Here is a 20,818-nt window from a genome sequence, read left to right on the forward strand (position 1 = left end):
ATCACCGCTTTCCCAGCCCCTACGCGCAGCTGCGCGGACACTGATCCTGTGGGGCCCGGACGTTACTGAGGGCAGCAGAGAGGCAGAGTTTGCAGCTCAAGCCTGGACTGCGTCGGCCCGTCTCCTGCTTAACCGCGCCGGCCTCGTCGCCGCCGGGACACCACTGCTGTACGCCGCGGTTCCCCGTCATAGGGCCCCGGGCGTAGCGCAGTCTCGGTCCAAGGAGAGCTGGAACGGAGCACCGGAGCGCACCGCAGCCCCAGCGACGCCCTGCGGGTGAAGCGCCCCCGACTTCCGAGTCGCATCTCAGATTCAAGCCCTCCAGCTATCGAATGGAATGCGCTGAGAACATAGTTTGCAGGTGTCCGAGTTGATCGGACCAGGACCGAATCCGGCTCCTGATCACTCCCACCTGGAGATTCCATGACCACGGCCACGCTCGCCCCTGCACCCGATAAGGCGCGCAAACTCGAATACCCCATGGCGTCTGACTACGTGAAGGACTGGACCGCAAAGCGTGCCCTCAAGGAGCTCGTCTCGAACGCGATCGACGCGTCCCCGACCTACAGTGTCACCTGGTCAGAGGGTCTCCTCACGATCGTGGACGACGGGCCCGGGATTCCCTACGAGGGCCTGTTGTTCGGCGGCTCGACCAAGGACTCCCGCCACATCGGACAGTTCGGCGAAGGCAAGAAACTCGCCTTGCTCGTGCTCGCTCGTGACTCCCGGATCGGCGCGGTCGCAGTGGAGACCGTGGGCTACAGCTTCAGTGCTGAACTGGAGGACAGTGACCTGCTCAAGAACATCGGCGGACCTGGCCGCACAGGCAGCACCCGGGTGCTGACTCTCACGTTCTCGGACAGCCAGCGCGTTCGAGGTACACGCATCACGGTTGAGTGCGACCAGCAGCTCGCCGAGGAACTTCTCTCCGAGATTCGCTACCTGAACGAAGCGAACTACAGCCCGCCCCGGGGCACAGCCTCAATCGTCCTCGACGGCCAGCCGGGACGAATTTGGGTCGGAGGGATCTTGGTCACTACCGACACCCGTCTGATCGCCAGCTACGACCTCCCTCTGGCCACCGCGAAGGGGCACCAGAACCGCGACCGCACGATCGTGAGCAGCCGGGTCCTGGAACAGCACATCCAGGCCACACTCGCCCAGTGCACGGATCCCGGAGTTCTGACGAGGTTCGTCGACCACGCCCTCAACGACGGTGAACTCGCCGGTCCCGAGGCGTTCTTCACGAGCGTCACCTCCTACGAAGTCCGGCAGATGTTCCGCGAAGTCGGTCAGAACCGATGGCCCGACGGACGGGTTTACCACAACGCCCGGGCCCTCGCGCAGGAAGCCGAACTCGGCCTTCAGGACCGGGGATGGAAGTGCGTCACCAGCGGCCTGAATCCCGCCGAGCACCGTGCCCTGATGAACCTGCTTGGCGTGCAGGACCCGCCACAGGCGGAGGCGGCCTCCCGCACTCGCGAAGCTCCCACCCGGACCACCATCTGGACCACGATCGCCAAGCTCAGCCATTCACGCCGCCGGACCTTGGACCTAGCCCGAGGCATCATGGAAGCCACTTTCGAGCGCGGCTGCCTCGGTACCCTTCGAGTCTTCACCCACCACGAGGCGGGGCTGAACGGCTGCTCTGCACGCGGCGCCTACTGGCCCACAACCGACACGGTCGGCATACAGGACCACCTCCTCGACGATCTCACCGACACTCTCCGGACCCTCTTCCACGAGTATGGCCACCGGTACGCAGCCCGCACCCCCGGCTTCCAGAGCTTCTTCGACCGCACCCGGGACTTCGAGAGGGCACTCTGCACCGCCGCGTCGATCGCCCTCGCCCAGCTCGGTAACCGCGAGCACCGGAAGATCCCGCTCGCCGACGCAGACGTCTGGGACGCGGAGGACCTGCCCGCCGGGGCCTACCTCACCACCCCCCATCGGGAAGCCAACCTGGTGAGCACCGCCGTCCTGCGGCGTGAGCACGCCAAGGCACGGGCACCTGAGCCGCGCCGTCTGCTAGCGGACCTCGTGGCCGCGCGTCTGGCGTCCGTTCGCAAGCAGACCGGCAAGACCCTGACCGAACTCATGAAGCCCCTCGCCTTGCAGACGCGTCACCTCGGGCTGATCACCCGCCCGCACCCGGCTGGATACCGACGTGCCCACGGATTCGCCACGCTCCCCGACTACGCCAAGTCCCAAGCACTCGGCCGCCTCCTTGGCATCCACCCGCCCGTCTTCTACCTGGCTCACATCGCCGTGGAGGGCCCCCTGTACAACGTTCGGAGCCAGGATGATCGGAGCTGGCGGGAGCCCCTCTCGACGGGAGCCGCGAGCGCCGTTCGAGACCTACGTGAGCTCGGCGGCGCGTACGCCATGCAGGCTGACGCCATCGAGGCCATGGCCGCCGGTCGAACGCCGTACGACGCCAAGGGCAAGTGGCTCGCACCGGTCACGGCCCTCATCAAGGCGGAGACCGACCGCCTCGCATAACCCCTCGCCACAACCGCGTCGGCGGCCGGGGCTACCGCATAGCCCCGGCCGCCCAGCGGCCCGATCCGTCTGCCGCCGGCTGCGAACTCAGTCGGTATAGGCCCCCGCCCAGATGGCCAGCATCTCTCACGCGGCCCGGGTTCCGCCTTAGCGCTCACTGCACCACCAGCTGGCCCTTCCGATTATTTTCACAGGAGCACGACATGAACCTCGGCATCCGCCAGCTCGCACTGCCGCTCCCAGCCCCCGATGCCTGCCAGCGCTGGAGCCATGGCCGCCATAGCTGGCGTCGAACCAGCGACGGCGGATTCGATCCCAGCGAATTCAGGGTCGTCGCTCTCGCGGGTCAGTCCATGGCGGCCGCTCGCTCTTTTGTGAAAACCCACCACTACAGCAACACTTGGCCATCGGTCAGCCTCTGCTACGGGCTCCTTAACGTCACCTGTGTACTGCCACAGCTCGTCGGTGTTCTCACCCTCGGAGTACCCATGCGGCAGGCTGTGTTGACGGGACCCTTTCCGGACTTGCTCCCGTACCGGCAATCTCTCGAATTGAATCGGCTCGTTCTCCTGGACGAAGTCAAAGCGCCGGCCGAAAGTTGGTTCGCTGCCCGTTCTTTCCGCCGGGCTCACGCACAGGGTATTCGTGGAATTCTGGCTCATAGTGACCCGCAGCCGCGTCTCCGTCAGACGCCCTATGGACCCGAACCGCTCTTTCCCGGGCACGTGGGCACAATTTATCAGGCCCTCAATATGCAATATTTGCAGCGAACGCGAGCCCGCACGTTGACTGTGCTCCCGGATGGATCCGTTCTTGCCGAAAGAACGCTGGCCAAGATCAAGGCCAACCACTCAGGCCACGCTGGCGCGGAAAAGCGTCTCCAGGTGCTTGGCGCCCGTCCACGAAATCCACGAGAGCCGGGAGCTCGCTGGCTGGACGAAATCCTCCCGCAGATCGGTGCGACGGAAATGCGACACTCTGGAAATCACCGATATGCCCTCCGGCTGCGCCCCTCCAAGAGTCAGCGCCCCTTGCTGGAGAACAGCTTCCCTTACCCCAAGCTCGGAGCCCCCGAATGCCCCATTCCCTGGGACCCGAAAGCGGCGGGATGCTGCAAGAAGAGGTGAGGTGCGTGTGGAGAATGGCGCCCTGGCGTGTTCCGTAGATGGTGCTGAACTTATTGAATGGCGATGCCTTGATGAATATATTTTGAGTTGTAAAGGGCTTGCGGGATATTAGAGAGGAATTCGCAAGTGCAGACAGTGCAGACAACCGGGCTCGGAGCGGATAGCTGGGCTATTACGCTCAAGTTTCTCGAAAACCCGGAAAGGTATGGGCTAAAGCCTGATCTCTCGGACTTGGTGCTCGTTCACGCAGTCACCGGCAACGAATTTCCAGACACTCTGGAGACCGCAGAAAAACACCTGATGCCGCGCCTTCGGGAAGCCGGTGTGCGGATGGTTCAGGTTAGTCGAATGAGCTCTTTTGACGGGGATGGGATTGCCGTTCTCTCCGACACGCGGCAGCCGAGGAAGGTATTTCAGCAGGGTCCGTGGCGTTTGTCGGACTGGCTCACTCGGGCCGGAACGGTTCCCCAAGTGGCCAACGGGCGTCGGACCTGCTCGATACGTTCGAAAGGATGGGTACTGGATAACATCCTCGACTACGTTCTTGGTGGGGAGGAATGTCGCCGCGCGATCGGATACAACTACGACGAGATCCCCCGGATGCTCAAGGATACCCAGATTCAAAACCAGGTGAACGAGGCGGCCGGAAGAATCATCTGCACCCCGTACTACCCGCTCATTGATGATGAAATGGGGCGTGTCGACGTAGAGCAGTACGTGTACGAGAATGCAGGGGTAGCAGTCAACAAGTCATATTGCTGGATGTGCCCATTCTCGGGCGTAGCCGCATCCAGAGAGCGCCACGAGGCGAGGCTGCGACAGTACCCGGAATATGCCGCGTACGTCCTTCGGATGGAACAGGCTTCGCTCGCGCTCAACGAGAACTCCTCGCTCTACGCGACCGCCACACTCCTCAGCCGACTGCTGGAGGACCCCGCGAACGAAGCCATCATCGAGACCTACCGCCGTTCTCTTGAAGCGGCGCCGCACGCCGTCTACGAGGTGCGCCGAATCTACGACGCCGCGCGCACAGATGACTGCCGCCAGCACCACGGGAAGAAGTGCGGCACCCCCCGGTGGTGGTGCCACGAGCCCCGCACCGAAGCCTGCCGACGGGACCACCCCCCTCTGGAGCACGTGGTGGGGCACAACGACCAGGACGCCCCGCTCTTGCGGTTCGACCCTCCGTGGTGCGAGGGCCCCGAGCAGTGCCGGGGCCAGGCAAAAAAGGGGATCGCCTGGCGATCGGTGCGGAGCCTCTTCGAAGGCCAGCGGGGAGAAGCAGAAGCCCTGGTTCGGAAGTTCGCGGCTCGCCGCGGAGCCGAACTGGACCGCGGAGCGACCTCTGGCATCGAGCGCGCACACTACCTCCGCCGGGGCAGCAGCTACCCGTGCACCGAGGCGTACCTCGTGGCAGCCCCCGTGGGAGTCGCCGACAAGGAACGGCCGGGGTTCCAGGAGAAGTGGCTGAAGGCCACCGGCCGCCCGGGGCCCTGGTACCCGCCGTTGCGGGACTACGCTCCCACCGCGAGCGAGCGCCTCAACGGGCCCGTCCCGATCGTTCGGCTCGATCTGGCCGCGTAGCCGGACAGGAGATGGCTGGGGCCGGTCCCACGACCGGCCCCAGCCATCCTGCCATCCCAGCGGGGACACCCGCCGTCAGGCCGGTGCGACCGCACTGCGCCGCCGGTCGGACGCAGGAGGCAGCACCGCAGTGGCCGCCGGCCCAGCGGTCACCTGGTCGCGAAGCCGGTTGCGAGCGACGAGCAAGACCAGCGCGGCCGCGGCTGAGGCCCCGAGCGCAACACCGTAGTGACCGTCAGTCCAGCCAGCTGCAGCTGACCCAGCTGCGATCCCCAAGTTGATGGCAGCTATCAGCCAACCGAACGCCTCCGTGGCCGTGCCGGTCGGCGCGACCGAGTTGATGACGAGGCAGACGACACACACCAGGGTCGAGAAACAGACCCCAGGAAGAACCACGAGAACCGCCGATGGTGCCGCCCCAAGCCCCCACAGCATCGGCACCCATGCCACCACGTGGCAGACGGCCAGCAGCACGAGATGGGTCAACGGGCCACCAGGCCAGCCCCGCGCACCATAGACGAGCCCCCCGACCAGGCCTCCGAAAGACATGACGGCTGGCAGGGCGCCGGCGAACCAGGCCACGCCCAGGGCCTCGCCCTGAGCGGCAGCACATACCCGAACCGCGCCGACTGCACCGCCTGCGCACACGAGGGCGCCCAGGAGAATGAGTACGTTCGGGCTGCTCAATGGGCCGAGCCAATGGCGCGCCGCCACGATGAGAGGGCGCAGCTCGCGAGCAGGTCGAGACAGCCCGAGGGAGAGACCTCCGACCAGCCCGACTACCGCGGTCGCCGCCAGCGCCGCCCCAGGAGACAGGGCGGCAAGCAGCGCGGCCACCAAAGGGCCCGCCACGTAGACGGCCTCTTGGGAGCCGTTGTCGAGGGCATAGGCGGCGCGAAGATACTCAGGGCGAGCGGGTAGAACCCTCGGCCAAAGAGTGCGAAGCCCCGACTCCAGAGGCGGGTTCGAGAGACCGGCCACGGCCGCCATCAGCACACTGAGACCGGGGCTGTCAGTGCCTGCGAAGGCCAGCGTCCCGAGGGCGCTGGAGGCGATGATCGCGCCGGCGACGATCGGAAGTGTGGGCCCCTTCCGATCCGCGAAGCGTCCGAGGACTGGTTGCCCGACGGCGAACGCCACCAGATACACGGCAGAGAGCGTGCCACCGAAGGCGAGTGAGCCGTGCTCGGCCTGCGCCGCGAGGAGCAGGCTCACCGGGGCCATTGCATTGGGTAGACGCCCCACCAAGGTAGAGAACAGCAGACGTGCCGTGTATGGCGCACGAAGCAGACGCGCATAGCTGACTTCGGAGGGCCTAGCACTGGAACTCCGATGACGGTCCGGTCTGCTCACGTCAACTCCTTACCTCGGACTGCGACGGGCTGGGCGTGTGCCGCCCTGGACCGGAGGTCGGAGAGCGCGGTAGTCGACGCTCCCCAAACGGGCTCAGCACAACAAGGCCCAGAAGTGGGAAAGCTGGACAGCTCCTGTGAGACGGGAAGGTTCATCGCCCCAGTCCCGTCGTACGGGAAGCACCTCCAAGGCCGATGGGCGGGACGAAGGCTGGGCCAGGCGTGACAGCGTGCCGCAGATATTGAATGGGGTCTCTCACAAACATAGATTGCCGGTATCAAGTCGTTGAGACAGCGACTCCGTCCCATTACATGCAGGAGAACCCGTGACGTTGGAAACGCTCTCCACCCCCAGCTCCGAACAGGGCGGCACCATCACCGATGGCCCTGTCCCTGACCTGACCCAGTACGACGTGATCACGAACAACCTGAGTGGAGGCAAGGACAGCTGGCTCATGGAGTGCCTCGCGATGCAGGCGGCCCGTGAAGCGGGCGTAGAGGACCGCGTCTACAGCTTCCATGCGACGCTTGGAGTTCTCGAATGGCCCTCCGTCCAGGCGGGCAGCGAGACCTTTCCCAGCGTCAGCGCCCTCGCGGCTCTCCAGAGCAGCGCATCAGGGCTGCCGGCGGACCGTCATCTGGAACGCACCAAGATGACTCAGGACGACACGCCTGCGGTTTACGACCTGCTCACCTACGTCGCCGCATATGGCCGCTTCCCTCGCCTCGGCACACGCTTCTGCACCAAGGCATTCAAGGAGCAGCTTGAAGAAGCCGCGATGACTCCGATCATCAACCCCTTGAAGGTGACCCTCGGCCTGGCCTCCACGCCGACTGCCCGCAAAATGGCCCGCCCGATCCGCCGTCTCAAGGTGCTCGGGCTGCGCAGCGATGAGTCCCGTGATCGAGCGCAGCGTCCCGCGTACCGCAACGTCAGCAGCAACTCGATACGACACACCGACGAATGGTGCCCGGCCAAGGACTGGACAACCCAGGACGTCAAGGACTTCCACGCCGCCTCCGGCTTCCAGCACCACTGGACCTACGACTCGTTCCCCGGCGCGGGAGACTGGGCAGGAACCAGCCGCTGCTCCTGCAGCTTCTGCGTTCTGAGCTCGAAGCGCGACCTGATCATCGCAGTCCGACGCCGTCCCAAACTCGCCGACCTCATCGCCCTCGTCGAGGCAGTGCGCGGCGACACCTTCCAAGCTGGGCGCTCCATGCATGACCTCATTGAGCTGTCACAGCAGAAGGGAGGGCCCGACCCAGGGGTCGTCCTCGACGACGAGACCCCCGAGTTCGAACGGATGGAAAAGGCTGTGCGAGCAGCTCTCTCCCACCCGCCCCGCAAAGAGATCGACCGAGCCACCCTGAACCGGCCCCGCCTTCCTCTTCTGACCGAGCAGAGCGCCCCTTGCGACGCCCGCTGCTAGTCACGGCCAGCAGGAGCTCGCCCCCGCCTCAGACCGCGGACGGCGAGCTCCTCGGCGCGCAACCGCCGCCGCCAGCTCGCACCAGGACACGAAGAAGTGGCCGCAGGCTCTTGAATGCGCCTGACCGACTCCATACGTTCACCTCGACCCCCGCTTGCTTCCCCCCTGCTGTATGTGCCGCCGCACCACCAGCCTCACGCAAAGGAACTGCCCCATGGGAAATGAAACCCGCCGCGCCTACCTGCACCTGGCGGCCTGCCCAGCCGACCAACAGCCGCAACTGCACGCACTGCTGACCGGTCGCGGATTCCGCGAGGCCCCCGCCACCTCCATGCCTCCGCAGCTCAGCGACGACTCCCTGTACACCTGCGATTCGTTTCCCGTTGGGACCGACGAGTCCGCGGACGGAGGGAGTCTCACCCACACGAGCATGGTGGCCGGCCTGATGGGCTGTGCGCCTGGAGCGTCCTGGCGCTTCTGGAGCGGCATCGGCTACGCCGACGGACTACAGCTCATGGGTGAGCTCAATCTCCACCATCCGGTCCTCGGGCCATTCCCAGGGCCTCACCTCTCCCTGGACTGTGACGAGGACGGCCGAGTGTGGTTCTCTCCGGCCACCGTCGAGAGTCTGCTCCAACGGTCCGCCACCGGTGAGGCCGTCGACCTGGCTGCCGTCACCGGAAGCCAGTGGGAAACCCTCATCAGCCAAGCGGCACGGGCCCAGGCATCCCCCCGCCTGCACACCTGACCGATCGCACTCCGCGAGCGAAGCAAGCACCCCAAACCCAGAGCCCGGGCGCGAAACCGCAGCGCCCGGGCCCGACCAGAGGAACCACCGATGGACCTGCCCACGCCCACGCTCGGCGCCGCCACCAGCACACTCGGGGAAACCGAACTGCGGCGCCTGGAGGACCGAAGCGACACCGAACTCGCCACCATCAGGGCCTGCGTCACCGAGATACTCGTCGCACGCCGACAGACCGCCGCCGCAAGCGCACTACGTAATCTCCTGCAGCCGCCCCACCCTCCCCAGACTGGCCTGAGACGTGCGCTGGTCCAGCCCGACCGGACCGGACACGTGGTGCTCCACTACGACGACGGACGCGCCCGGGCGCTGACCCTGGACACGGAGCACATCCCGTTGCTCAACGCAGCCATCGCCGGCCTGGTCGAGGTTGGGGCCAAGATGATCGCAGGCCGCCTCGTCATCAGCGTGTCGCCGCTGGCCCCGACAAACCTGCCTTGCGCAGTGTGTGACGCCGCATCCTGCGGGGCGCCCGACAACCTGCCCGACGGCAGGTGCGCCGCCTGTGAAGCACACCTGCACCACGAGCACAGGCTCCTCGGCGTCAACTGCTCGGAGTTCATCCCGTTCTGAGCGCACCACCCGCAGCGCCAAGATCCCCGTATCATCGGCCGCCCCGCAACCCTCGTGAACACCGGGAGCGTCAGTACTCAAGTGATGTTGAAGGAGCAGAAGTGACCACTATTGGATGGCTGCAGGAGAACCTGCAGACGGTCGTTGATGGGTTCGTCGCGAACCCTGACCTGGCGCAGCCCGAGATCGTTACCACGGAAGAGGGAGAGCCCGCGGCAGTTCTCATGCCCTGGCCCATGCTCGTGGCGCTACTCCGTGCCGAACACATCGACAACGCCGACATTGTCGATCTCGCAGGGACGCGAGCCGCTGAAGCAGGGGACGAGGGCGTCAGCCTCGAGCAGCTCACGCGCCTCGTGGCGGCCCACGACTCCGAAAACGCTGCAGAGCTGCTGCGGGATCTTGGCCACGCCGACGGGGATCAGCCCGGCTGACGGAGGCCAGCACGATGCGAGGAGACCGCTACCGAAGCCACCACCTCCCGCAGGTCGGCGCTGACATCGCAGCCCTCCGCGACGTTCACCTGCAGCGAATCGCGCTCATCCGCATCGGACAACTCGTCGCAGAGGAAATTCGCGGAAGACCGCTGAAGAGACTGCCCTCCTGGCCGGCAGAACTCGGCAACTGCTGGAAGCTCTACTTCGACCTCCATGAACACGACCGGCGGGCTCCCAAGTACCGCATTGTCTACCGCTTCCTCCCTCCAACCGATGGCCCGCAGAACACCGACCGACGGCTACGGCTTCAAGTCCTGGCCGTCGGCCCCCGCCAGCAGGCCGAGGCATACGAACGTGCAGCTGCACGGCTCGCTCTTCCCGACGTGAGGATGGAACGGACCATCCAGCCTCAGGAGCGCGCACCCGCGCCTCGGCCAGGCCGTCTCGCACTGGCGTCCGGGGCCGCGCGATTGGCAGCGCTCGCACACGATTCGGCGCAGGCCTCACGTGACCGGACCGCGCACCTCCCCACATCAGTCCCTCCGCCCCCACCGCTTCCGCCACCGCAACGTTCCGGGAGCACTGTTCCACCACCGAGACCCCCGAACCAGCCACAGCAGCCCCCGCCTCGATACCTGGGACCCCCCGTGAGGCCAGGGCTGTGAGCCCCCGGGCTGACTGGTCCTGACCCACCCGAACCACTACCCGCACCGCCCAACGCAACAGAGGAGCTTTCCGATGCCGAACACCAAGCTCGCACGACGCATCCACGCCCACCTGCACGACGACCTCACCGCAACGGAGGACCTGGCCCTAACGACCGTCCGTGAGGCGCGGTCCCTCAACGGCCAGGCCGACAACGGGCATGCCAAGGCCACCGCGCAGCATGCCGGCCAGGCGTTGAGCCTCGATGCGCTCGATGCATCCCAGCTCTTCTCGCCCGGCCTGACACGCGCTGCCACACTCGAAGCCTTCGGCCAACTGGCCAACGGAGCTGAGGCTATCGACTGGGATGCCATCCTCGACCCCTATGGAATGGATACCGCTGTAGTCGCAAGCACCTGAGCGGCGCGCCGGAGCACCCCGAACGGATCGACACGGACAGCGGCGCCCAAGTTCATGATCACCGCTCCTGCAGAGTGAGCATCGGCCACGCGGTGAGCGAAGCCGGCCGCGAGGTCTCCCTCGGCGTCACATGACTCCCGGCCGGGGCCCGCTAGTTGATAGCCACCACCGGCTGGTCCGAGCCCAGAAGACGGACCTGCGGACCGCCCCCGCCCAGCGGATCGCGAGCGAGGAGATGCGCACCGTCCTGCGATCCTGACCGGTCGACGGAACGGCCGAAGCCCGGCAGCCGCCAGTCCTTCACTGCCGGCCGACACAGATCGGCAAGAAGGGCGCGGTGCGCCACGGGCTCTGCTGCGGCCACGCGCCATCCCATGCCGCAGCCTCGGATGTACCGCCGGACCGACGCCGAAGCTCCCCAAAAGTCGTGGGATCCGCAGCGCCGATTTATTGAACGACTGAGCGTGACTGAATAGATTGCAGCTCAGTGAGCAAGTCCGCTCACCCACTCACCCAGCCCCAGAGGAGACCTCATGGCCACCAAGGGAACTACCCAGCCTACGTCCGCTGCCGCGACCTACTCCCTGGCCCTCGAAACCGCTGGCCTCCTCCGCGATGCAATCGACAGGCGCTACGACCGATCCGCCTCCGGCTACGCCGCAGCTCTCACCAGCCTCTGCACCCTGCACCAGCTCCAGCAGGCCAAGGAGTGCGCCAACTGCCAGGGCAGCGGGATCGTCAACGGCAACTCCTGCCCCAACATCGTCGCTCACCCCGCAGCCTGACCATGGCCCACGGGCCCGTTGGGAATCCCCACCGGGCCCACCCAGGGGCAGGCCGCGGCCGGTGCACTCGCCCCTCCCCCTCCGAAATCCACGCGTGAATAGGGCATTGATGACGACCGCCCAAATGCTTCTACTGACCGCTGCGCTCCTCGGCCTGTCCCTCGTGACCTTCGCCGTGTGGGGTCCCAAGTCCGCCCACCGCTGGCTCATTGCCATCTCGGCTGGCTTCACCCTCGTAGGCCTCGCCGGCCTGGCATGTGGACGGCATTCCGCGCTCGAACTGATTGGCGCCTGTCTGTGGTTCCTGCTCGCCGTAGGCACCTGTGACCGTCCTCAGGTCACGGCGAACAGGCAAAGCAATCCACCGACCAAACAGAAGTAGTCCCCCTTCCGCCGCCGGCCAGCACACCCCCGGCCGTCTGCGGGCCCGCTTCGTGCACGAAGCGATCCGACCGGGACTCCTGGTTCAACTGACCCAACCAGTTCGCCGCCGGTCCCCATCCCTACGCCTAGGACAGCCCGTGAATCTCCTCGCGACCCACACCCACACCCCGGCGGGCACCAGCCCCCGTATCTGTACGTGCGCCCGCGCTGCATGCGGAGCAGCTGAGACCGCTCCCGGCACCCGCCGCACTCACTGCACCGCCCACGCCTCCATCGCCGTCCAGCATCACCGTGCCATCAACTGCCCTGCGCTGCCCGCCGATGCCGACCTCTCCAAGCTGTGGCTGATCGCACCCACTTGGACTGCCAGCGGCCCCATCGCTGGGGACCCGCAGGCGTTCACCCGCGCCGCCCTGGACGACCTGCGCCGCGTCCACGCCCTCTGGGACCTGGCCATCGGTGACACCGCCGACCAGGCCGTGAATGCCTGGAGGATGCAAGTCTCCGGCTGATCAGGTTGCCGCAGCCCCCTGGCTCAGCCAGAAGATCCCGCTAAGCCAGGGGGCTGTATCCCACCTCATGGAAGGAACCGACGTGCCCGTACAGCAGTCCCCCCAGCGCCCTGTCGATCGCGACCTCCTGGAAGCGGTACTGACCGACCAGATCGGACGGCATGCCACCGCAGAGGTTATGAGCGCCCTCGATGCCGCAGAGCAGGCGCGCAAGGACCGACGGCGAACTGTCGGCGTGGACCACCCGGAGAACAGCGAAGAGCGATGCCCCTCGTGCCAGTGCAGCGAGAACGAGTTTGCCCCCGACTGCAACTGCCCGAACCATCCCTCTTGCCCCGCCGCCTGCGGCCGGCCATGACTGACCCTTCCACCCGCCCGTCCAATCTATTGAATGACCGGTACCAACAAAATAGATTGCAGTCATATCGCTGCTTCGTCGATCCCGGATTCAAATGCGCAATCCACGGCAGCCACCCCAGAAGGGACTCACCCACATGCAGCCCAACGCTGACCTCGCCCGACAAGTCCGCGACCACATCTTGAACCACCCTGTCAACTACGAAACCGGCGCCGCGATGAACGGCCCCCACGCTCAACTCGCCCCCGGAGAGATGCCCGAAAGCGACCCGGCCGCGGGAATCACTCGGCTCGGCGTAGCAGGATGGGCGGCCTTCCTCGGTGGCCGCACCCTCCTGAACAATCGGTGGGGCGGCTACGCGCAGGTCAGCCAGGCTTCCGTGCTGGCTGAAGACGACCAAGGCGACATCATCGACGCCTACTCAGCCGCCGCCAGCGCGCTCAATCTCGACCACGCACAGGCGAACGCTCTCTTCCGACCCGACCTGTCCACCTACGTCGTACTCGACGCTCTCCACCAGCTCGCCCACGGAGAACCTCGCATCGACTGGAACGCGGTCCTGGATTGGGACGCGGACCGCGACCCAATCCTCGCTCAACTCATCACCGGAAGCGCCTGGACCCACGACCAACTCATGCGCCCGGTACACCATGACGAGGAGATGGGCGGCCACCCTGCCAAGAACACACGCGACGAGCTCACGGCAGGTGCGCTCATACGTGTCACCTACACGGCCCGCGTCAAGAGCAACTACGGCGGCACTATCACGCTGGACAACGGCACCGAGCTGCCGGAACACGACGCCCTGAGCGACCTCACAGTGCTGACCCCAGGCTGGCAGCACGGGGATCTTGCGACCTACGAGGGCAGCACCCTCTTCCGCACGAGGACCCGCGACGGGCACGACATCTGGGTGAACGGCCAGCAGCACCCCATCTGGGACGACCGCATCGATCCTGCCAAGGTCACGCTCACCCCCGTGTCCGCCGGATAACTCAAGGTCCTGCCACGACTGCTCAAGGCAGGGCTAGGCCAGCTCGCCCTCGGTGCCGCCCAGTCGGGCGGCACCGAGGGGACGCATCACCCCACCCGTGCCGAACCTCGGCACCCGAGCCAGCGCGCGATCTTGTCATTGCGAAAACCACGCAGCGCCGCGCCGAGCTGTCCGACCCGTCCCGCAGGCGCCAAGCGAGCGCGGACAAAGCACTGCGCTCCAACCCCGACCCATTCCGCAGCACCGGACATCACATGATGGAGAAGACCGTGACCAACACTGCCGATGACGCCCGCTGGACGGCCGTGGCCGCTGCGCGCGAGGCCCTACTCCGAGCGCACGTCGCCCTCGTCCGGAGCTCCTTTCCCGGCCTGCTCTACCGGCGGGACCGGCCCGTGTACGAAGAAGAGACCTACGTCCTGCTTCGCTACACGCGGCCCGGCACACCCGCCGCCAACGCCAACCGCCAGGACGAAGTCACGTTCCGCCTCTACACCCAGGCCGGCGACTTCCGGGTCGACGTCGACGTGGATGGCCTGGCCACCACGCCACGACGGTTGGCGGAGCTGACACTCCACCGCCCCTTCAGGATCAAAACCCCGAAGGCAATGTTCCTCCAGGCGCCTGCGCCAGGCGAGTACAGGGCCGTCAAGGGGCGCGGACGCCTTCACGTGCACCCTGACGCTACGGCAAGCCTGACCTATAAGCAGATCGGCATACAAGACGCAGTGTGGATGGCCTCGCAACTGCACCGTCACTATGAGGAGTTGGCGCGCGGCGGACGACCCCAACCGCGAGACGTGATCGCGCAGGCGGTGGCCGCCATAGCCGCTAAGGCTGTCGATCTCCTCGGGGAGGGATGGCGTACCACGGTGGCGGACTGGGACGCCCGCGCGGTACTCCACGGCGTGCACGAGACGTTCACCCTCACCGTCGCTAACGTCGATTCGCCGACGCTGTTCCTGGAGCACCCCCTCGGTGCACGCCCCCTGGGCGCCCTCAGCGCGGTCTCGCAGGCCGAGCATGCCCAGCTTGCCGCAACCCGCATACGCGAACTGCTTGGGAGCCCCTCCGGCCGGCAGTCGATGTCCGAGATCTGAGCACCAGGAGAAGCGGCAGGGAGGCGGGGCGCTATCACGCCCGCCCCGCCCCGCCTCGCCCCCCCGCCCGCCCGCCCGCCGCGCGAAGACCACCGAGCCGGACCCCTTAACGCTCATCCGGCGATGCCCCGGCACGCCTAGCCAGCACCCTATGGAGCGCCGAATGGAAACGCAGTTCTACATGCACCTCGACTTCCCGGCACGCGCCCGCGTCGAAGCCCACCTCCGCTATTCGCCGGACACCCCCCTCTCTGTCGAGATCACCTTCGACCTCGGAGCAGGATCCACCCCCGTCGTCTGGATCCTCGGACGGGAGTTGCTGAGGGACGGACTCAGCGGGCCCGCGGGAATGGGTGATGTGCAAATCGACCCCACCGCTCCGGGATCCCGCACGCTCCGGCTTCGCCTCCAATCTCCCGGCGGGATCGCCGAGTTCAGAGTCCCAGGGCAGGCGCTCGAAGACTTCCTCGGGCGTACCGCCAAGGCCGTCCCCTACGGACGCGAGGCGGAAGCAGCCGGGTTTCTCGCAGGCCTGGACCGGGCGCTGGCCAGCATGCTCACCGAACCACGCTGACGCCGGCCCGCACCTGTCGTCCGAACCCTCATGCCCCGGCGCGGCAGATTGCCGGGCCATCACCCCCACGGAATCGAAGGGCACGCCCGATGCACACCGACACGACACCAGCACCACCACGGTTCCCGCCGCCGCGCCGGTGGTCCCGGAGCCCGGCATCGAGTTCGCGTTCCTCGTATCCGGCATAGGCCACGCCGCAGCCGCCCTGCTGCGCGACGGATGGAGTGCCACGGCCCACGACTCGGAGCGGGAAGCGCACGGGCCCGTACGTCACCGAATTCAACCTGCATACCGACCAGGGCCGCGACCTGGCGATCGGCTACACCCGTTACGAGGGCGACGGCCTTCCCTGAGCGGGACGAGCGGGAAACGCCCCCGGGCGGCGCCCAGTGCGGCGGCGGGGTGTACCTGCCGCAGGTTGACTCCGGCGACGGCTTGGACATCGTCGGCCGCTGAACCGCCCCCGGCGGCCCCATGCGGCGGCCGGGCTAACCCCCTTCACAGAGGCTACGGCTTCTATTGAATGACGTTCGTCAGTTGCATAGTTTGCAGCTCGTCGGCGGGTGTCGCTCGCCTTCACCACTCCCGAAGGAAGGTTCCCGCATGCTCATCGAAACCCACGCCGCCCAGAGCCACTCCCGCCCCCAGGACGACGAAGGTGCCACCCCCGCCGGCGTGCACACACCGAGCGGGTTGCCGACGCCCGAGGAAGCCATGCGGTTCCTCAACGGAACCTACTCCTGGGACGCCTTCCCTGGCCGCAATACGATCGAAGGTGCCCTGGCCTGCATGTTCGGGATCACGATCGAGAACGCCGAGATCCTCACTGGCTGGCTCATCGCCGCCGGATACCTGCTCCGCGTCGCCTACGACCCGGCCACCGGGCACGTCTCGCGCGTTCTGCGGGGCTGCACGCAGGTATACACCCAGGGCGTCGACCGGGGCCGCTGGGTGACCGATCGCGGCCGCATCCTTGCGGACCCGCTCGACCGCCCCGACACCGAGGCGCCCCGGACGGGCCTGTACCTGACGGCCTCCGCCGCCGAACGCCACTTCGCCTGACCCAGGCATACACGGGGCGGCCACCGCCCCCACCACTTGCCCACCACCTGTCGATGACAACTGTCCGCCGGGACGGCCCGACCGGGCCGCCCCGGCTCCCGAGGAGCAACCACCGTGCCACCCACCCACGACAGTCCCCAGCCCGCCGACCGCTCCCTGCCGGAGGGCTGGACGATCCGGGCCTGCACCACCCTCGGCCTGACCGGCCTCTCCCTGCACGACGAGGACAGCGACTCCCGGCAGGCCAACTATCACGAGCAGACCGCCTCACCCGCTCACGCCGATGCCCGGGCCGCGGACGAGGAGCTGCCCGACGGCATCACCATCGACCTCGATGCCACCCTCACCCTTACCGTCACCATCCACGCGCGCCACGCCCTCACCTTCCTCGACTGGTTCCGCACAGAGCCCGGTGTCGACGACGACGCCGACACGGAAGGCGGCGACGAGAGTGAGCGCCGTGTCGGAGAGAAGGAGCACGCCGAGGACATGGCAGGACAGCTACGGCGGATCGACGTCGAAGCGGACACCGCGAACACCGGCTCCACCTGCTGGGTAGCCGTGGTGCCCTTCTCCGAGCGGCTCCACCTCGAAGTGTTCCGCCCCCAGGGCGAGGGGTGGAGCTGGACGCTGCATTGCGATGCCGAACAGGTCGATGCGGGCTACTGGCCCGCGACGAACGCGGCAGGGGCGGCGCGCCTGGTCAAGCGCTGGAAGGAATCGCGGGGCGTCACCGTCGCCTGACGTGCTCCCGCGACCTGAGCGCGCCCCGGGAGGGGCGCGTCCGATCCCTCGGGCCTGAGACGGTCCGCACAGAGCAGTAGGGCCGTGACCGCGCGGCCCCTCCCCAGCTACCGCCCGCCAGCCAAGGGGCCGGACGCCCGGGTCACCCGGAGCGCTGCCCGCAAGCCCTTCCATTCGAGCCACAGCGGGACGACCTCAGCCGGGACATCCTCGCCACGCTGAAGGTGAACGGCGCCTCCAGGGAGGCGCAGGGCGCGGAGGCGCCCGTGGTCATCGGGTCCGCAACCTGTCTCGACGGGCGCTTGGAGGAGGCTGCGGGATCACGCGCATCGAGGCAGCCTCCAGATGGACGGTGGCAGCGGAGGGCGGTGTGGCGAATCGCCTCCATGTATTGAATGAAGACAGCCAATTACATAGTTTGCACGTGTCGGGGCGATTGGCGAACTCTCAGCCCGCCCCGACGACTGGCCGCAGAACCGTCCGGCGCAAGCGGCGCTGAATCGTCTGCCGCCCCGCGCACTGTCCCGCACGACTTCCGACCACCAAGGATTCCGCCTTGCCGAACGCCGCCCTCGCCCGCCGTGTCCGCGACCAAATCACTAACGAGCCCGGCACCCACGACCAGAGCGACTGGATGACCGGTCCCGTCCTGCACCTTGACCCCGACCGTGTACCTGGCTGCGACACCACTCTGTGCGCCGCCGGATGGGCTGCTCACTTCAGCGGCCATACCCTTGCCAACGATGCCGAGTCCGGCGTCACCGCACACAAGGACGGACAGATCCGCGACGTCGCCGACGCCGCACGCGACGTCCTCGGAATCACCGACGAGGACGCCACCGGCCTGTTCCACGAGGACACCCTGCCTGAGCAGGTCATTGCCGCACTGGATCAGCTCGCCGACGGTGCGCCGGGCATCGACTGGGAGGTGGCGCACGCGGCCGCCTACAGCCTCGCCGATGGTGACTTTTCCGGGGCCGCTGCCTGGGAGGCCCGTCGAGTGTGGGGCATCACCCACGATCTCTTCGTCAACGGCACCCGCCGCAGCGGCACATGCGGCATCAGTGCCAGCGCGATGCGGTTCATCGTGGCCGGCTGGGACGACGCTCGCGAACCCGGCGAGCCGCGCCGCGTCTGGCGCGACGATCGCGGCGTGTGGACCACCGCAGTAGGCCGCCGCTACGTGCCCCGCCTAGCTGAAGCCGCAGTCGTCTACCCCGGGAATATGCGCGCAGGCGACGAGATCCGACGCATAGTCGGCGCCCTCAACGTCACCCCCGTCGCCCCGTACGGCGACCGGCGCCTGCACCACGTCATTGTTCCTGCGGCCCACCTCCCCGAGCTTGCCGCCTCCCCTCACATCGGCACCACCAGGACCCCCGCCGCCGAGACCATCTACACCTACCTCGGGGTCTCGTGGCCGCCGCTGACCGGCGATGCCTGCCAGCGCTGCGGGAGCGTCGGCTTCCTCGCCCACGCCACCCAGTGGACAGGCCGCCCCGCGTTCTGCACCGACTGTCACGAAACCCTGCACACACGGGAGGCCGAGGCCGGGCACCAGTGCGCCGACGGATGCCCGCAGTCCGTCGACCACACAGGGCTGTGCTTTCCCTGATCGCGTTCCCGGCGCCGCCCCCTGCGGCGCCGGGAGCCTCACCAACACCACCCGCCGCCACGTGGCGGTCCCTCTGGCATATCGAAAGGCCCCTCATGTCCCCGAGCACGAACCACGCCGCCAACGTGCGCACCTACGCCAAGAGCGCTCACGCCGCTTTCACCACTGCCCGCGAACGCCTGGCCGACCTCGCCGCCAACCGGCCCTTCGACCTTGACACCCAGCACCACGATGCGTTCATCGCCACCCGCGCCCTGTACGCCCTGTACCACCGAACCCTGCTCCTCGACGACGACGGCAACAGCTCCTACACCGACGCCCAGGTCGTAGACCGCATCCAGGCCACCCGGACCAGCAAAGAGCGGTGGCTCAAGCAGTCCAAGACCCTCCAGTCCGGCTTGAACCAGGTCGAGGCCCACCACGCGCAGGAAGCCGCCCGCCGGTTCCTCAGCAACACCGCGTTCCTCCCCGAAGCCTGACCACCACGCCGTGCTGTGCGGGCGCCGGCCCCATGTCGGCGCTCGGACGCTGGGTGAAGCCTGGAAGACCGCTGTAGGTGCCTGGGCTGCGCGTCCCTTGTCCAACGAGGTCCTGGCAGCCGGCTTCGCTCCATCAATGGCGGCAGTCTCCAGCTCACGAACGGCGACGGTGTCGTCCTGGCCTGGTCAATAGGTTCGCCAAGGCGCTCGAGGAAGCGTCGGCCCGCCCCGGCGGGCGTCTAGTCCTGGCCGTCCACGCCGACGCCCTGGGCGACGACTTCGAAGACGCCTACGCGTGGAGCTACGGCCCGGCGGTCGGGGACTTCCGGGCCGTGCCTCCGGCCGCTGCGGCCGACCTGTTCCACGAGGACACCCACCTGCTTATCTGCCCCTGGGACACGGTGCTGTGGCCCTCCGTCCCGGCCCTCGCCCCGGACGGCGTCACCGCATAGCCGGACCATCGACCCGCCCCGCTCCGGCCTGCGCCGACCCGCCCCGGCCACGCCGGGCGGGGCGGGGCGCGCGGAGCCCCGGTGGGCGGGTTGCCGGCCTCGTCCCGGTGCGCGCCGGATCGGTTGCCGTCCAGCATTGAATGGTCCCCGCCTGGCTCGTACGTTCGTTTCACTCCAACTCGCTAGGCCCGGCGGCGAATTGCCGTACCGGCCCGGACGCTGCCGGGGAGCTTCCCCGGGAGACCGCCGCGTCGCCCTGCGGCACCTGTACACATCGGAAGGACACCATGCTTCAGAACGTCACCGACGAAGCCGTCACCGCGATCGAGCGGCTCACGGACGCCGCGGACGCCTTCGTCGCGGCCCTGCGGAACGCGGCCAACCAGGACACCGCGAACCGCGGCTACTGGGCCGGATACGTCGCCCAGATCAAGCACGTCACCGAGCACGGCGCCGCAGCTCTCGAGGCGCCGCAGGCGCTCTTCCTCGGCGCACCCGAAGGTAGTGCCGACCGGGGTCGGCTGTTGTTCCTGTTCCAGGCGCAGGAGACGCTGGCCCCGGCCGCAGAGGTCGTGTTCGAGGCGTCCGCTGCGCTCGGCTGGGACGAGGCCAAGGCCATCCGGCGCGGTGCGTCTCTCGCCGCACTCCGCGACGCCTGACCCGTCGCATGCACAGGGCCCGCCCCGGTCAGGGCGGGCCCTGTGCATGCTCACGGCGTAGCCGGATTCCGCTTGCCGCCTGGATTCCGCCTGTCGCCTCACCTGCGCCGGGCGGGGCGCGTGGAACTGACGGGGCGCGCGCTGGGCGCGTGTGTCCCCGAGCGCCCCGGACCGGCTCGCAGCTGAGGCGCTCTGTCAACTCGCTTCCCCTCGCATATTGAA

At 67.5% G+C, this 20,818-nt stretch carries 22 protein-coding genes; 18 read left to right on the forward strand and 4 right to left on the reverse strand.

What is annotated here, in order from left to right:
* Positions 1–423: 423 nt before the first annotated feature.
* The 3 genes from ACZ4VK_RS27050 (at position 424) to ACZ4VK_RS27060 (ending at position 5,213) form a co-directional block, all read left to right on the forward strand.
* A complete protein-coding gene (locus ACZ4VK_RS27050) occupies positions 424–2,502 on the forward strand; it encodes an ATP-binding protein (protein WP_468357143.1) in 2,079 nt (692 codons plus the stop codon).
* Between the two features lie 203 nt (positions 2,503–2,705).
* Positions 2,706–3,629 carry a Mom family adenine methylcarbamoylation protein gene (locus ACZ4VK_RS27055; protein ID WP_468357146.1) on the forward strand — a complete coding sequence of 308 codons (924 nt, stop codon included), beginning with the start codon at positions 2,706–2,708 and terminating at the stop codon, positions 3,627–3,629.
* A 126-nt stretch (positions 3,630–3,755) separates the two neighbouring features.
* Positions 3,756–5,213, forward strand: coding sequence for a hypothetical protein (locus ACZ4VK_RS27060; protein WP_468357149.1), 1,458 nt, complete (start codon positions 3,756–3,758; stop codon positions 5,211–5,213).
* Between the two features lie 75 nt (positions 5,214–5,288).
* Here ACZ4VK_RS27060 and ACZ4VK_RS27065 read toward each other — a convergent pair whose 3' ends face one another.
* Positions 5,289–6,566: an MFS transporter gene (locus ACZ4VK_RS27065; protein ID WP_468357152.1), complete on the reverse strand. Its 1,278-nt coding sequence runs from the start codon at positions 6,564–6,566 to the stop codon at positions 5,289–5,291.
* A 325-nt stretch (positions 6,567–6,891) separates the two neighbouring features.
* Between ACZ4VK_RS27065 and ACZ4VK_RS27070 the strand changes: the two genes are divergently transcribed.
* The 4 genes from ACZ4VK_RS27070 to ACZ4VK_RS27085 all read left to right on the forward strand — a co-directional run bounded on the left by ACZ4VK_RS27070 (position 6,892) and on the right by ACZ4VK_RS27085 (position 9,810).
* Positions 6,892–7,998 (forward strand): adenine nucleotide alpha hydrolase family protein, encoded by a 1,107-nt coding sequence (locus ACZ4VK_RS27070; RefSeq protein WP_468357155.1) that lies wholly within the window; start codon positions 6,892–6,894, stop codon positions 7,996–7,998.
* 214 nt (positions 7,999–8,212) lie between these two features.
* Positions 8,213–8,746 (forward strand): hypothetical protein, encoded by a 534-nt coding sequence (locus tag ACZ4VK_RS27075; RefSeq protein ID WP_468357158.1) that lies wholly within the window; start codon positions 8,213–8,215, stop codon positions 8,744–8,746.
* Positions 8,747–8,836: 90 nt separating this feature from the next.
* Positions 8,837–9,376 (forward strand): hypothetical protein, encoded by a 540-nt coding sequence (locus ACZ4VK_RS27080; RefSeq protein WP_468357161.1) that lies wholly within the window; start codon positions 8,837–8,839, stop codon positions 9,374–9,376.
* Between the two features lie 101 nt (positions 9,377–9,477).
* Positions 9,478–9,810: a hypothetical protein gene (locus ACZ4VK_RS27085; RefSeq protein WP_468357163.1), complete on the forward strand. Its 333-nt coding sequence runs from the start codon at positions 9,478–9,480 to the stop codon at positions 9,808–9,810.
* Here ACZ4VK_RS27085 and ACZ4VK_RS27090 read toward each other — a convergent pair.
* Positions 9,798–10,034 (reverse strand): hypothetical protein, encoded by a 237-nt coding sequence (locus ACZ4VK_RS27090; protein WP_468357165.1) that lies wholly within the window; start codon positions 10,032–10,034, stop codon positions 9,798–9,800. The two genes, ACZ4VK_RS27085 and ACZ4VK_RS27090, sit on opposite strands and share 13 nt — an antisense overlap.
* Positions 10,035–10,551: 517 nt before the next feature.
* On the opposite strand from ACZ4VK_RS27090, the gene ACZ4VK_RS27095 reads away from it, so the two are divergent.
* Entirely contained in the window at positions 10,552–10,878 is a 327-nt protein-coding gene (locus ACZ4VK_RS27095; protein ID WP_468357168.1) for a hypothetical protein, read from the forward strand.
* 151 nt (positions 10,879–11,029) lie between these two features.
* Here ACZ4VK_RS27095 and ACZ4VK_RS27100 read toward each other — a convergent pair whose 3' ends face one another.
* Positions 11,030–11,242: a hypothetical protein gene (locus tag ACZ4VK_RS27100; protein ID WP_468357171.1), complete on the reverse strand. Its 213-nt coding sequence runs from the start codon at positions 11,240–11,242 to the stop codon at positions 11,030–11,032.
* A 169-nt stretch (positions 11,243–11,411) separates the two neighbouring features.
* On the opposite strand from ACZ4VK_RS27100, the gene ACZ4VK_RS27105 reads away from it, so the two are divergent.
* On the forward strand, positions 11,412–11,663 hold the full coding sequence (locus tag ACZ4VK_RS27105) for a hypothetical protein (RefSeq protein ID WP_468357174.1): 252 nt from the start codon (positions 11,412–11,414) through the stop codon (positions 11,661–11,663).
* Between the two features lie 521 nt (positions 11,664–12,184).
* Positions 12,185–12,559 (forward strand): hypothetical protein, encoded by a 375-nt coding sequence (locus ACZ4VK_RS27110; RefSeq protein ID WP_468357177.1) that lies wholly within the window; start codon positions 12,185–12,187, stop codon positions 12,557–12,559.
* A 40-nt stretch (positions 12,560–12,599) separates the two neighbouring features.
* On the opposite strand, the gene ACZ4VK_RS27115 is transcribed toward ACZ4VK_RS27110, so the two are convergent.
* The gene (locus tag ACZ4VK_RS27115) at positions 12,600–12,722 is read right to left on the reverse strand and encodes a hypothetical protein (protein WP_468357180.1); all 123 of its coding nucleotides are present in this window, start codon (positions 12,720–12,722) and stop codon (positions 12,600–12,602) included.
* A gap of 331 nt (positions 12,723–13,053) precedes the next feature.
* Between ACZ4VK_RS27115 and ACZ4VK_RS27120 the strand changes: the two genes are divergently transcribed.
* The 8 genes from ACZ4VK_RS27120 (at position 13,054) to ACZ4VK_RS27155 (ending at position 20,596) form a co-directional block, all read left to right on the forward strand.
* Positions 13,054–13,911 (forward strand): hypothetical protein, encoded by an 858-nt coding sequence (locus ACZ4VK_RS27120; RefSeq protein WP_468357183.1) that lies wholly within the window; start codon positions 13,054–13,056, stop codon positions 13,909–13,911.
* 254 nt (positions 13,912–14,165) lie between these two features.
* Positions 14,166–15,011, forward strand: coding sequence for a hypothetical protein (locus ACZ4VK_RS27125; RefSeq protein ID WP_468357186.1), 846 nt, complete (start codon positions 14,166–14,168; stop codon positions 15,009–15,011).
* A gap of 163 nt (positions 15,012–15,174) precedes the next feature.
* Positions 15,175–15,585: an SsgA family sporulation/cell division regulator gene (locus ACZ4VK_RS27130; RefSeq protein ID WP_468357189.1), complete on the forward strand. Its 411-nt coding sequence runs from the start codon at positions 15,175–15,177 to the stop codon at positions 15,583–15,585.
* Positions 15,586–16,188: 603 nt separating this feature from the next.
* A complete protein-coding gene (locus tag ACZ4VK_RS27135) occupies positions 16,189–16,647 on the forward strand; it encodes a hypothetical protein (protein WP_468357192.1) in 459 nt (152 codons plus the stop codon).
* 114 nt (positions 16,648–16,761) lie between these two features.
* A complete protein-coding gene (locus tag ACZ4VK_RS27140; protein ID WP_468357195.1) occupies positions 16,762–17,391 on the forward strand; it encodes a hypothetical protein in 630 nt (209 codons plus the stop codon).
* Positions 17,392–17,947: 556 nt separating this feature from the next.
* A complete protein-coding gene (locus ACZ4VK_RS27145; RefSeq protein WP_468357198.1) occupies positions 17,948–19,006 on the forward strand; it encodes a hypothetical protein in 1,059 nt (352 codons plus the stop codon).
* Between the two features lie 95 nt (positions 19,007–19,101).
* A complete protein-coding gene (locus tag ACZ4VK_RS27150) occupies positions 19,102–19,485 on the forward strand; it encodes a hypothetical protein (protein WP_468357201.1) in 384 nt (127 codons plus the stop codon).
* 739 nt (positions 19,486–20,224) lie between these two features.
* Entirely contained in the window at positions 20,225–20,596 is a 372-nt protein-coding gene (locus ACZ4VK_RS27155; RefSeq protein WP_468357204.1) for a hypothetical protein, read from the forward strand.
* The last annotated feature ends 222 nt before the right edge of the window (positions 20,597–20,818 follow it).

This window comes from Streptomyces sp. NPDC028711, assembly GCF_055565415.1.

Excerpts from the sequence above, each read along its gene's own strand:
- ACZ4VK_RS27050 (WP_468357143.1), top strand. The coding sequence starts at position 424 with ATGACCACGGCCACGCTCGCCCCTGCACCCGATAAGGCGCGCAAACTC.
- ACZ4VK_RS27130 (WP_468357189.1), top strand. The coding sequence starts at position 15,175 with ATGGAAACGCAGTTCTACATGCACCTCGACTTCCCGGCACGCGCCCGC.
- ACZ4VK_RS27115 (WP_468357180.1), bottom strand. The coding sequence starts at position 12,722 with ATGCCGTCCGATCTGGTCGGTCAGTACCGCTTCCAGGAGGTCGCGATC.
- ACZ4VK_RS27075 (WP_468357158.1), top strand. The coding sequence starts at position 8,213 with ATGGGAAATGAAACCCGCCGCGCCTACCTGCACCTGGCGGCCTGCCCA.
- ACZ4VK_RS27150 (WP_468357201.1), top strand. The coding sequence starts at position 19,102 with ATGTCCCCGAGCACGAACCACGCCGCCAACGTGCGCACCTACGCCAAG.
- ACZ4VK_RS27055 (WP_468357146.1), top strand. The coding sequence starts at position 2,706 with ATGAACCTCGGCATCCGCCAGCTCGCACTGCCGCTCCCAGCCCCCGAT.
- ACZ4VK_RS27095 (WP_468357168.1), top strand. The coding sequence starts at position 10,552 with ATGCCGAACACCAAGCTCGCACGACGCATCCACGCCCACCTGCACGAC.
- ACZ4VK_RS27080 (WP_468357161.1), top strand. The coding sequence starts at position 8,837 with ATGGACCTGCCCACGCCCACGCTCGGCGCCGCCACCAGCACACTCGGG.
- ACZ4VK_RS27135 (WP_468357192.1), top strand. The coding sequence starts at position 16,189 with ATGCTCATCGAAACCCACGCCGCCCAGAGCCACTCCCGCCCCCAGGAC.
- ACZ4VK_RS27155 (WP_468357204.1), top strand. The coding sequence starts at position 20,225 with ATGCTTCAGAACGTCACCGACGAAGCCGTCACCGCGATCGAGCGGCTC.
- ACZ4VK_RS27105 (WP_468357174.1), top strand. The coding sequence starts at position 11,412 with ATGGCCACCAAGGGAACTACCCAGCCTACGTCCGCTGCCGCGACCTAC.
- ACZ4VK_RS27125 (WP_468357186.1), top strand. The coding sequence starts at position 14,166 with ATGATGGAGAAGACCGTGACCAACACTGCCGATGACGCCCGCTGGACG.
- ACZ4VK_RS27120 (WP_468357183.1), top strand. The coding sequence starts at position 13,054 with ATGCAGCCCAACGCTGACCTCGCCCGACAAGTCCGCGACCACATCTTG.